Here is a 12,707-nt window from a genome sequence, read left to right on the forward strand (position 1 = left end):
GAATTAATTTAATTCAATATGTTAAATATTTATTTGAGTATATATGCTTTTAGCTTAGTAAAAACGTATATATTTGTTAAATTAGTTAATTTGGTTTGTATAGATGTCTAATTTAAGTTAATGAGGGTTTTAGATCGTATTGTTTTGTTTCTTTTCATTACAGGTATAAATTGTATTTATGCTAGGCAAGAACACGTATATATCGACAAACACGCTGAGGGGGTAGAATCCAATGAATTACAGCATAGTGTAGAGATCATCATGACTCATCTAGACATTGATGCCTATTACCAATATGTAGATTTTGATAATATAGCCCTTAAAGAAAGCACGATTACCACCTCACATTTTGTTTACCTTATACCTTATCAGACTTCGAGTATGTCTGATTGGAATGTGTGTATAGCGATATTAAATGAAGCTAATGAGATTGTAATATCAGGTGTAGCAAAACATGTTTGGGATTATCAGGCGGATGTTTCTTTTTATCCAGTGATAAGTTTTGATCAACCTTATATCTATAATAAGAACATAGAACTCAATATCACAGTAGATATTCTAAAGACAGGAGAGGTTGAAGATAAAGAAGTAGTCTCTAATCAGAAGTTAGTCTTTGTTCCTAATGAGCATAAAGACAAACTGATCAATATTCTCCAATACGAGTATAATACTGTATTAAAGCATGATGATGCTAAGGGGTATAGGTATAGTTTCAGCGTGAATAATAATGACAAACTAACGATAGAATCTGAGATGACAGAAGAGTTTTATAATCTAAATCTGGTCAGAGAACACAATATCAGTATCAGTACACTACCGCAACTCAAACAAAAATGTACTATTGCGAATCAAAAAGCAGCTCCTTTTTTAGTGAAAGAACAGAGAGAAGATTCTTTTTTAACAGCTTATTTTATGCAGCGATTTACAGAAGCTTATATCTATTATAAAGAGGAGGAAAAGTATAAACCATTATCAGCGGTTGTACCACGTGTAAATATTCTTAGCTTATATGAGAAGTGTATGATACAAAACAAACCCTAAATAAAGTAAAAATGCCTCTATAATAGGAGGCATTCTAATAGGCTAAATCAGTGGTGTGTTTTGTTAGAAGTTTTCGACGACTCCCTAATTCGTTAAAGCAAATATATTATAAGCTTCTGTTGCGAATATATTAATTTTTTAGAAGTAAAACTTCTAAAGGGTGCAAATGTATCAAGTTTAAACAGAATAAACTTGTCTTTAAAAGACTTTTAGATGAGTTTATTGGACATTATGCTGAAAAATGGATGTTAATTTGTGCTTTTTTTGTTTTAATAGTATTGATTATTGTTAAATGTTGTGATAAGGATGTTGAAATATAGTAAATAATGAACCGCTTGTATCTAGTTAGCTATTTTTTACTATTCATTTTGCCATGATTGATATGAGACCAACTATATTATCTACTTGATTTATGGGAATTAGTGAATTATATTTTTCTTTTTTTAGCTGTTTAAGTAGAAATGCACTGTCAAAGCTTTAGAAATAGCATAACCTTTTTTCTCATAATAAATACAACTGTATAGCAGAAGAATAGCATTCTTTATCAACTTAGAATAAAGAATGCTATCCTAGCTAATACGTTTTAGTACCTTATTTATTGCATCGCTTATTGATTTGTGACTTTAGCTGCTTTATATCATTTTTGGATTAACTCTATAGGTGCATGATACACACTAGTGCTATGCATAGCATGATTAGCAGATTTCCACACACTCCAAAAGTGAATAGTACCTGTCTGCCAATTAGCAGGAAGCTCAAAATGAGTGTATTTATCTGCTCTTTTGCCAATATTTTCAGTAATATAGAAGGTGTTAAGCTCATCGTTAAAAGCAATCATCGTCAATTGATCATCAGTATTCGTCAACGAATTAATGAATGAATCATCCCATTTGACTTTGACCTTATTCTCTTTTAAAAAGCTAATCTTCTGTATCGCCGCTGGAGTTAATACTCCTATGGATAGCAATACACGTTGAGGAATAATATGAATCATATTATCAATCAGAAATACTCCGTTCTTCATGATCTCAGACCGTATCTGATCATAGCCCGTTTTAGTCTTATCCTCGGTCTCCAATACAGGGTAATGCATATTGACGAAGTCCTTTATCCCTTTCAAGAATTTGACTACTACCGTTAATTTACTTCGCTGTATAATTTGTTTCTCGCTAGCCTCCTTTGTGCTTTTTGGCGCTAAGCTTCTGATTATATTCTTTCCTCTGTATTTATACCCAACTACTGTACCTACTTTACCCTGTACACCACCTAGGATACCTTCTTTAATTTCTGCAATAATTATCGTTTTTTAGTTTTATACAAGGTATAGATAATCAGTTGTTTATAAAATAAAGGAATCAAATATATTATCTATAAATAAGGAGTATATATCGCTTTAAAATTTTGATTCGTGATACTATCATCTCTGTAGTTCATCTCTTATTTCTTCAACACTGCGTCAATATTTCTTCAAGATTCCTTCAACAAACTACCTCTCTCCTAGAGCAATCTTGGGGTATTGTTGAAGAAGTGTTGAAGAACTTCACTTAAAGCTAGATACAGTCTACCTTCATCCATACATAACTGCTTAGTATAAAAGAATCTATTATTTATGTAATATTTTGATATAGTGAAAGGTAGGGTGTTTTTTTGAAAAATAGAATAGGGGGTAATTTTTGAATGGGGGGGGAGGAAGTTGATGTTGGTTACGGAAAACCTCATATAGGAACATAATAGTTTAGTTAAGTTTGAATGAAAATATAATAGAGTATTGAACTTTTTTATTATATTTTGATAAGAAACATATGGAGTTAAGGAAAGGGATAAATGAGTTTCTTTTGATAAATATGACTAATTTTGATTTTGGGGTAAATAGAATCCTAAGTTATTTTAGGGTATTAAGAGATAACATGAAAAATATTTTTACTAAATATTATAAGAAAGTATGAAAAAAGTAGAAGTTGTAGCGGCAATTTTAATACATGAAAATGATATTCTTTGTGCGCAGAGAGCAGAAAGTAAATTAGATTATATTTCAAAAAAGTTTGAATTTCCTGGTGGTAAGATAGAAGAAGGAGAAACAAAAAAAGAAGCTTTAAGGAGAGAGCTAATAGAAGAATTAAATATAAGCCCAGCGATCAATGAATTATATATGACTGTAGTTCATCAGTATAAAGACTTCGAATTAACAATGCACAGTTTTTTATGTCAGATGGATAATAAAGATGTGACATTGAATGAACATATATCTTCAGTATGGCTAAAGAGAGAAGAACTATTAACATTGGATTGGGCTGCTGCTGATTTACCTATTGTACATAAACTGATAAAGAATGAGTAGTTTGTTTAATGATAATTTTAGCAATGCTATTTATAAGGGTTTTTTGGATAAAACTATTACTGCAGAACAAGGGTATCTACCTAGGCTATTAACTAATAAAGATATTCCTAAAGAAAAAGTATTGTCTACTATAATAAATGAGTTCGATACTTGTATAGAGTTCTGTATTTCTGTTGCATTTGTTACAACAAGTGGAATAGCCGTATTATTGAATAGTTTAATTGCTTTAGAAAAGAAAGGTGTAAAAGGAAGAGTATTAGTCTCTCAATATCTAGATTTTACGCAACCTGAAGCACTTAAAAAGCTTAAGACTTTTAAGAATATTGAGTTAAAAATATCTACTGAAGGCAATACTCATTCAAAAGGATATATTTTTAAAAAGGATAATTATTATAATATAATAATAGGGAGTAGTAATTTAACCTCTAAAGCTCTAACTGTTAATAAAGAATGGAATTTAAAAATATCAGGTTTAGATTCTAGTGATATTGTTGATAATGTTTTGAATGAGTTTAATACAGATTTTGAACAAGCAATATCTGTGACAGATGATTATATATCTTCATATGAAAAAACTTATTTAAGTAAAAGGTTAGTAAGAGATAAGTTAAGTACAGCGGATAGAGAAGAAGATGTGGTAATAGAGCCTAATACAATGCAAGAGGTAGCTTTATCTAACTTAGAAAAGTTAAGAGTAAAAGGGGAGAATAAAGGACTTATTATCTCTGCTACAGGAACTGGTAAAACATATTTATCAGCATTTGATGTTAGAAACTTTAATCCAAAGAGATTGTTGTTTGTTGTCCATCGTTTAAATATAGCAAATGATGCATTAAACACATTTAAAAGCTTAATTGGAGATATTAAAACATATGGTGTCTTTTCTGGAGATCAACGTAATATAGATGCTGATTTTATTTTCTCAACAGTACAAACAATATCAAAAGAAGAGAATCTTAATAGATTCTCTAAAGACTTTTTTGATTATATAATTATAGATGAATCTCATCGATCTGGGGGGAGTTCTTACTTAAGACTAATAGAATATTTTACACCGAAGTTTTTATTAGGTATGACAGCTACGCCCGAGCGTACAGATGGATTTGATATATTTAGTCTTTTTAATCATAATATAGCATATGAAATTAGGCTGCATAATGCTATGAAAGAGAATATGTTGAGTAACTTTCATTATTTTGGAATTTCAGATTTAATAGTTAACAATGAGGAAATAGAAAATGTTCGAGATTTTAACTTAATTACAGAATATGAGAGAGCTGAAAAAATAATTGCAAATGCCAAACTATATGGTTGTGATAATGGTATTACGAGAGGATTAGTTTTTTGTGCTACTAATGATGAGGCGAGTTTTTTAGCAGAAAGATTTAATGAACAAGGTTTAAGGTCTATTGCTTTATCAGGAAAGAGCTCAGAACATGAAAGAGCAATAGCTATAGAAAAACTTGAATCAGAAGACAATATTGATAAGTTAGATTATATTTTTACCGTTGATATTTTTAATGAAGGTATAGATATACCTAAAGTGAATCAGATATTGATGATTAGGCCTACAGAGTCTGCTATTGTTTTTGTTCAGCAGTTAGGAAGAGGATTGAGAAAGACACAGAATAAAGACTTTTTAACTGTAGTAGATTTTATTGGTAATTATAAGAATAACTATTTAATACCAATTGCTTTATATGGAGATACAACATACAATAAAGATACTTTACGCAAACTAATATCTGAAGGGAGTAAGAATCTACCAGGTTCTTCAACGATTAATTTTGATGAGATTACTAAAGAGAGAATCTATCAGTCAATAGCAACTGCAAATATGTCTGCTTTAGTTGATTTAAAGAAAGACTATCAAACATTAAAATATAGGCTTGGTAGAATACCAATGATGATGGATTTTTTAAATAATGAGTTAAGAGATCCTTTTCAGTTTGTCAGTTATTCAAAATCATATTATAATTTTGTAGTTAAAGTGGATAATAGTTTTGAAAGTGTTTTAAATGCACATAAATTAAACCTTCTCAATCTATTTTCACAGGAGATTAATAATGCAAAAAGAATAGAAGAGAGCTTATTACTTAAAGAACTCATAGAAAAAGGAGCTTTAAGTGTACTAACATTTAAAGAGATAATAAATGATAGATTTAATTACCTTTTATTAGATGAGACTATAGAATCATGTTTATCTAATCTAAACTTTAGATTTATTAAAAAGAAGCAGAATGTAGTTGTTAAAGAGAATAATATTATAAAATTTCATGATGAGTTTTTAGAGCTTTTGGACGATGTGATTTTTAAAAGCTTTTTGGTTGACTCTATAGATTATTCTATTAATATGTATGAGGCAAATTATACATCAACAAACTATAAAAAAGGATTGTTATTGTATAATAAGTACAGCCGCAAAGATGTTTGTCGTTTATTAAACTGGGAGACTGATATTAGTAGTACTGTATATGGTTATAGAACTGTAAATAAAATAACACCTTGCTTTGTTACTTATCATAAATCAGATGACATTGAACAAACAATAAAATATAATGATCACTTTATTAATCCTTCTGTGTTTGCTTGGGAGTCAAGATCTCAAAGAAAGGTGGATAGTAAAGAGATTCTGAATGTAATAGGTTCTGAGCGTATTCTATTGTTTGTTAAAAAAGAGGATGGGGAGGGAACTGATTTTTATTATATGGGAGATGTTAGTATTATTGATAATACCATTGAGCAAGCATTTATGCCTAATTCAGAAATACCAGTTGTTCATTTTAAGTTTCAATTAGAACAGCCTGTTAATAATGAGTTGTATAATTATATTGTTACAAGTGTTAGTGATGAAGATGAAACAGATGGATTAGATAAACCACAGAATAGTGAAAAATATACAATTCCATTATATGATTTTTATGCGGCAGCAGGTAGTTTTAGTGAATTACAAGCAGAAAAGGATTTTGAGGAAATTGAAGTAGAACCAAAATATACAAAAGATGGAGAGTACTTTGCATGTAAGGTAGTTGGAGAGTCTATGAATAGGAGAATTCCGAATGGTGCTATTTGTATTTTTAAGAAGATAGAAGCTGGTTCTAGGAATGGTAAGATAGTTTTGGTTGAGAATAGAGATGTTCAAGATCCTGACTTTAATTCTGCATTTACTGTTAAGACCTATTCAAGCCAAAAAAGAGTGACTGAAGATGGTTGGGAGCATACAGAAATAATATTAAGACCAAACTCTTATGATGATTCATATCGTGATATAATTATAGATTCAGAGAATGCAGATAGTATGTCTATAGTGGGAGAATTTATAAAAGTGATATAATATCTGAATTAAGAATAATAAAGACAATTGAAAGGATGCATAATAAGCATCCTTTTGTTGTTTAGAATAGTATACTACTGTATAAAACTTCAGGGCTTATTTTTTCTCAGAATATTATCTAAATAGTATACTACATGATTTTTTAGGATGAGGGATAATTCTTAACTTCGCCTGCCGAAAAGAAACAGTTCATAAGAAGGTTGTTTTTGTAGTAAACAATAGGACTTAGAGGGCTGTTTAGCTATTTGTATTTTGTGCTAGATAAAGGGTGTGAGATTAGAAATAGCGAGGTTATATACGCTGAGTTTTATAAGGTAAATAGAATCAGGTATATAGATTTAAATTAATCAGTGAAGATGACTTATACAGAGGTAAAAATAAAGATAGATAACTTACAGCAACAGGTAGAGGCACTAGGAGGATTGAATAGTGAGCAATTTGTAACGCTGTCAGAGAAGTATAGATTAGAGTGTAACTATTACTCTAACGGTACAGAGGGAAATACACTGACTAAAGAAGAGATACGCAGCATGATTGCGGGAATGGTGAATGTGGAGAATAAGCCTCTTCGTGATTTGATGGAAATCAAGAAGCACGATGAGGTCTTAAAAGATATGTTAGGTGGAGGGCTAGTAGAAGTGCATCTGTCTGAGAAGTATATCAAAGAGCTTTACGCTAAGCTGATGTATGAAGAAGATGCAGAGAAGAAGCTAACGATAGGACAATGGAAGCAATCTCCTAATGAGATGGTTACTTATAAGGGGGATAAATATCCTTATACGGGAGTGGCAGAGGTCAAAGCTGAGATGAAGGAGTTGATTAATCGTACGAATGAGGCTATTGATTACATACTGAAAGGAAAGAAATATGCACCGCACCCTATCGATGTGGCATTAAACTTTCATGTTGATTTCTTGAAGATTAGCCCTTTTGATAGAGGGAATAGAGTTATCGCACGTATGCTGAGTAATCAGATTTTGATTGCATTTGTATATACTCCGTTTTGGATTACAGATAAGGAGAACAAGGCGTATGAACAATACCTTGCGGATGTATTATGCTATGAGGGAGCTAAAGATGATTTGTTTGGTCATATAGGTCAACAAATTCTTCGTTCGCAACAGATGGTGGTGGATATTCAAGAAGGGAAGTCTATTGAAGAATCTGAGAAGTTCTACAACCAAATAGAGATGCTTAAGCGTCAATTAAAAGCGAAAGAAGAAGAGCAGAGTAAGGTAAAATCAGCTGCCTGGTTAGAGTCTATATTTGCGAATTCGATACGTCCTTTATTTACAGAAGTAGAAAATAATGTAACGGAGAGTTTTGGAGACTTATTTGATGAAATTATAGGTCAGTATACTTTAGATGTTTCAGAAGAGGAGTTAGAAGAGGAGTTAGAAGAGGAGTTAGAAGAGGAGTTAGAAGAGGAGTTAGAAGAATTACTTTCTGATACTATAGAGCACCAAGATGAGGAGTCTATTATTAATGAAGAGGAAGTAGTAGAAGAAGAGTCTATGATTAGTGAGGAAGAAAGTGTTGCTACTGAAGATGAGGTATCAGAAGAGAATGAAGTAGAAGAGGAAAGTTCTAATGAAATAGATTTAGACAACCCAAATATTGTATGGGATAGAGTTGAAGGAATACAATCTGTTATCCGTTTAGATGGATTCAAACTAATAGAAGGAGCAGAAGCTATAGAAGTAGGTTTAGCTTGTGTGTTTACTGAATTGACTTATATGATAGACTTAGGCAATGGTACAGTATTCGAAAAAGAGTATGATCAACAATTAGAAACTAAGGATATTAAAGCAATTAGTGATTATACATGTGAGTTGATTGTCAAAAAAATCAATGAGATATAAGAATTTTAAAAGATATACTAGAAGAGAAGCACTGTTTATGACAGTGCTTTTTTTGTGGATAAAAGATAATTATTTTGATATTATTCATTGATTTGGAATGTTCTTTGATGATAATTAAGTGTTTAGTTTTAAAATACTTAGTTATGGATATAGAAGCTCACTTACATCCTAATTATAGGATTTGTAGTATGTCTCCAGTGGAGATAAAAGAAGAACTGTCTACGTGGACAAGAGAAGAAATGATTGCATGGCTGTGTTGGAGTAGTCCTACAGGGATTTTTATAGATAGTGAGGCTATCGTAGAGTATGGAGATATTATCTGGAGAAATGAAGCGATAGATTTAATTATGTATAAGATAGAAATCATGCAGAAAGAAGAATAAGTGGTTTAATGTAAAATACATATTAGCCAAATGGTATAAAGCAATTCTACTTTATATTTCTTTCATTAGCTCTAAAACCATACTATAGTATGCTTTTATCACTAATTCAGACCTCTTTTGTATAATTCCTTTTCGTTTATATGTCTATCGCTCATTCTGGGTTAAAAAGAGTATCTTTAAATAACTTATTTAGATGTAGATAGTTATGAAATACCCTTTTATTGCTTTTGGATTATTTGTATTAGTAGGATGTCAATCATCTAAAGAGAAGAATAAATATATTGAAGAACGTCAAATTAGTGAGGCGCAAGTAGTTAAACAGGATAGTATTATTACCCAATATGCTACTAATGGAGCCCATCAGTATAATTACTACTTAGATATGAATAAGTGGCAAACCAATTTAGATGAAGGGCTGAAGCAGGATAGCACAATAGCTTATCTATGGCAACAGAAAGCAATGCCTTATTTTAAAAATAGGAAGTATGAGGTAGGTATGGAATATTTAGATAAAGCTGTACGCTATGATGTGAAGCGTTATTTGCCTTATAGGGCTTTTATTAAGTGTGTATTTCTTAAGACTTATAAAGATGCAATTGCAGATTTTGAAGAATGTCTAACTCGTTGGGGAGATAGGTATGAAATGGATCATACATATACCTTTTATATCGGATTGTCTTATTTACAATTGAATGAATTTGACACAGCAGAACAATACTTTTTAAGAGCAGTAGAGAAGCAGAAAGAAATGTTTCAAGATATACACCACGTTGATTTGTTCTATTTAGGGATTGTCAAGTATGAACAAGAATTGTATCAAGATGCAATTAACTATTTTGATATGGCGATTAAGGAGTATAAAGAGTTCTCTGATGCATACTTCTATAAGACTCTTTGTCAAGATAAGTTGAATGAGAAAGGAGCAGATGCAACTTTTAAACTATTCAAGAAGTATAATAAGAAGGGATACTCTATCAATGAAGCGAATGCTATCTATGAACTATATCCTTATCAGATAAAACGACAGTATGCAAATTAGTTGTTTTTAGGGATGCTGTTTAGTTGTAATAATATTTACATTTGCTGAAAATATAGAAGGTATGAAAAGAGCGTTAATGCTGATATGTATAGTAGCTATAACGATGAGCTGCAAACAGAATAATACAACTGAGGAGAAAGCTGTAGAACAGGCTGGTACGGAGACGACCGTATCTGTTTCTGAAAGCGAGCTAGTAAAACAGTTACAAAGTGAGCTATTAGTTCCGATGGAGATTAGTGATAAAGAGGCTAAAGAAGTGACTAAGAAGTATGGATTAGAGTTTGGAGGAAGTTGCTACGCTTGCGACGTTGCTAATATTATTATAGATGGAGAGATGATAAACTTGATGAATGCATGTGATTTGCAAACACAAATTTCTTATAAGATTACTAAAATAGAAGAGAAGGATAAGATGATAACCATACATACTCCATTAAATGAGTTCGTTTTTGAAAGAGTAGATGATTATCCTGTATATCAATTAACTGTAAAAGGACAGGTAATCGATCAAGAGTTGTATAGACCTGCAGGCTTTTATACTTTAAAGAGCTTATTAGAGTCTTTTGATATTCACGATTGTGGTGATTTTGAAGGATAGGAGTAGGTTTGCAGTGTACTGTTAACAGTACACAGTGACCAATAAAAAGATATAAAAAAAGTCGAAGTTAGTGCTTCGACTTTTTTGTTTTTGTTCGTAACGAATAGATAGTTTTTAATACTTATCTTGTAGTATAAATTAAAAAGATATGTTAACCCTCTTAAAATACTTAATAGAAATACGTTTTAGAAAGTATATCTCTAAAGGGGACTATACAGCTATGTCATTAATCATCGGATTATATATTGGTACAGCTGTGTTGGCATATTTTAATTATGAAGTAGTTCGTGGTCTTTTTTATTTTGTATTCCTAGATGTTATTCTATATCACTTGAGTAGAACAGATATAGAATTATTAAAAGTATATAAACATTATCGGATAGTATTGTGGTTTGAATATCTGTTGTATAGTTTTCCTTTTTTAGTTGTGCTGATAGCGAACCGAGAGTATGTGGGAATGGGGAGTGTAGTCGTGTTATATTACCTCTTATCTTTTATCCCCAAGAAACAGTCAACTGTGGTTAAGTATCCTTTTTCTTTAGTTGATCCTTTTTGGAGGATTAGTTTTAGGAAGTTTAAATTGTTATGGATATTACCTCTGGTGATCTTGTTTAGTATAATGGGAGTGAGATACAGCAATGAAAACTTGGTTATAGGGAGTTTTGTCTTGGCAGGAATCTTAACAATGATACCAACTTTTGAAAGAGAAAGGGAAACAGAGATTATGACAAGTGTGTTAAGTGGTAGAGAGTATATGGAAGAGCAGGTAAAAGGACAGATGTTTAATTCTTTACTAGTTATAATGCCTGTTTTACTATTGGTGTTAGCAATGTCTTTTGATTGGAACTATGTGTTTTGGGGAGTATTAGTTTTAATTTTACCAATGTGTAATACAATACTAAAATATCGTTTTTATAGAAGTGAATTAAAACATCAATTGTTTATAGCAAGTTGTCTTATAGGAATTGGATTGCCATTATTAGCGATGCCTTTTTTGTATAAACGAGCAATTCGTCAATTAAATCAGATAAAGAATGTTGAAAGTAAATATTAAAGAAAAGAGCTATGGTAATCATCTTGTTCTAAAAGACATTCAATTTACTATAGATAAACCAGGTATTTATGGAGTAATGGGGAAAAATGGAGAGGGAAAGACTACGCTGTTTAAATGTATGCTTGGTTTAGAAAAATATAAAGGTACTGTTGAATTAAAAGACAAGGTTCTTTCTCTGCAAGAAGTAGGCTGGTGCAGTGCCGAACCTGCTGTATATGATGAGTTAACAGCAGAGGAGTTTTATACTTTTTACCAACATTTAATACAACAAAAAGGACTGGGGAATCAATTGTTGTTTGACTTGCCTTCTGATAAGTTAATCAAGGAATTCTCTACAGGGATGAGGAAAAAGGTCTATCTCAATGCTGTACTTCAGAAAGAGTATAAGATGTATATACTAGACGAACCTTTTAATGGGCTAGATATAGAGGCTAATTATTATTTGATGAAGTATCTAGAGCATTTGTCTCAAGAGAGTATCGTGTTTATCTCTTCACATATAGCGGATGTGCTATACAAACATTGTCAAGCTATTTTTATGATAAAGGATAAAACTATTAAATGCTATGAGCAAGAGGAGTTTACTGAAATAGAAGAAGAATTTTTTAAATAGAAAGAAATGATAAAATATAGTTATACCATTATGTATGTGGTAGATGTAGAGACTACTGTAAAGTTTTATGAAGAGGCATTTGGGTTTGTGCGTAAGTTCATCACTCCAGAGGCTGATTATGGAGAGTTGGTATCAGGAGATACTACGATTGCTTTTGCACAAGTAGGATTGGCAAGTAGTAATTTGAGTAAAGGGTATCAACAGGTGAATAAAGAGAAACCTTTTGGGATAGAGTTAGGCTTTGTTGTGGATGATGTACTCTCAGCTATCCAGAAGGTAGAACAAGCAGGAGGCACAGTATATGAGCCTGTAACAGTAAAGCCTTGGGGACAGACGGTAGGGTATGTTTTAGATCATAATGGTTTCTTAATAGAGTTGTGTACAGCGATGTAAAGTATCCAAAAGGGATAAAGTTATTTTGTGATTTTGCTATACATTTGCATTC

Annotated in this window: 11 protein-coding genes; 10 read left to right on the forward strand and 1 reads right to left on the reverse strand. The window is 31.5% G+C overall.

Annotation, left to right across the window (positions count from 1 at the left end):
* Nucleotides 1-120 precede the first annotated feature (120 nt).
* Nucleotides 121-1,041, forward strand: coding sequence for a hypothetical protein (locus MODO_RS08705; RefSeq protein ID WP_006260331.1), 921 nt, complete (start codon nucleotides 121-123; stop codon nucleotides 1,039-1,041).
* Between the two features lie 637 nt (nucleotides 1,042-1,678).
* Here the strand turns inward: MODO_RS08705 and MODO_RS08710 are convergent.
* The gene (locus tag MODO_RS08710) at nucleotides 1,679-2,341 is read right to left on the reverse strand and encodes a DUF6266 family protein (protein ID WP_350310886.1); all 663 of its coding nucleotides are present in this window, start codon (nucleotides 2,339-2,341) and stop codon (nucleotides 1,679-1,681) included.
* Nucleotides 2,342-2,983: 642 nt separating this feature from the next.
* On the opposite strand from MODO_RS08710, the gene MODO_RS08715 reads away from it, so the two are divergent.
* The 9 genes from MODO_RS08715 to MODO_RS08755 all read left to right on the forward strand — a co-directional run bounded on the left by MODO_RS08715 (nucleotide 2,984) and on the right by MODO_RS08755 (nucleotide 12,655).
* Complete coding sequence (locus MODO_RS08715; protein ID WP_006260328.1) at nucleotides 2,984-3,379, forward strand: (deoxy)nucleoside triphosphate pyrophosphohydrolase; 396 nt, start codon at nucleotides 2,984-2,986, stop codon at nucleotides 3,377-3,379.
* Nucleotides 3,372-6,713 carry a DUF3427 domain-containing protein gene (locus MODO_RS08720; RefSeq protein WP_006260327.1) on the forward strand — a complete coding sequence of 1,114 codons (3,342 nt, stop codon included), beginning with the start codon at nucleotides 3,372-3,374 and terminating at the stop codon, nucleotides 6,711-6,713. Before MODO_RS08715 ends, MODO_RS08720 begins: the two co-directional genes overlap by 8 nt.
* Before the next feature lie 356 nt (nucleotides 6,714-7,069).
* The gene (locus MODO_RS08725) at nucleotides 7,070-8,575 is read left to right on the forward strand and encodes a Fic family protein (protein WP_059050960.1); all 1,506 of its coding nucleotides are present in this window, start codon (nucleotides 7,070-7,072) and stop codon (nucleotides 8,573-8,575) included.
* Nucleotides 8,576-8,718: 143 nt separating this feature from the next.
* On the forward strand, nucleotides 8,719-8,958 hold the full coding sequence (locus MODO_RS08730; RefSeq protein ID WP_006260325.1) for a hypothetical protein: 240 nt from the start codon (nucleotides 8,719-8,721) through the stop codon (nucleotides 8,956-8,958).
* 205 nt (nucleotides 8,959-9,163) lie between these two features.
* Nucleotides 9,164-9,997: a tetratricopeptide repeat protein gene (locus MODO_RS08735; RefSeq protein ID WP_006260324.1), complete on the forward strand. Its 834-nt coding sequence runs from the start codon at nucleotides 9,164-9,166 to the stop codon at nucleotides 9,995-9,997.
* Nucleotides 9,998-10,058: 61 nt separating this feature from the next.
* On the forward strand, nucleotides 10,059-10,595 hold the full coding sequence (locus MODO_RS08740) for a hypothetical protein (protein WP_006260323.1): 537 nt from the start codon (nucleotides 10,059-10,061) through the stop codon (nucleotides 10,593-10,595).
* A gap of 148 nt (nucleotides 10,596-10,743) precedes the next feature.
* Nucleotides 10,744-11,649, forward strand: coding sequence for a hypothetical protein (locus tag MODO_RS08745; protein ID WP_006260322.1), 906 nt, complete (start codon nucleotides 10,744-10,746; stop codon nucleotides 11,647-11,649).
* Nucleotides 11,630-12,262, forward strand: coding sequence for an ATP-binding cassette domain-containing protein (locus MODO_RS08750; RefSeq protein ID WP_006260321.1), 633 nt, complete (start codon nucleotides 11,630-11,632; stop codon nucleotides 12,260-12,262). Before MODO_RS08745 ends, MODO_RS08750 begins: the two co-directional genes overlap by 20 nt.
* A 30-nt stretch (nucleotides 12,263-12,292) precedes the next feature.
* Entirely contained in the window at nucleotides 12,293-12,655 is a 363-nt protein-coding gene (locus MODO_RS08755) for a VOC family protein (RefSeq protein ID WP_006260320.1), read from the forward strand.
* Nucleotides 12,656-12,707: the final 52 nt, after the last annotated feature.

Source organism: Myroides odoratimimus (assembly GCF_001485415.1).
GTDB lineage: Bacteria > Bacteroidota > Bacteroidia > Flavobacteriales > Flavobacteriaceae > Flavobacterium > Flavobacterium odoratimimum.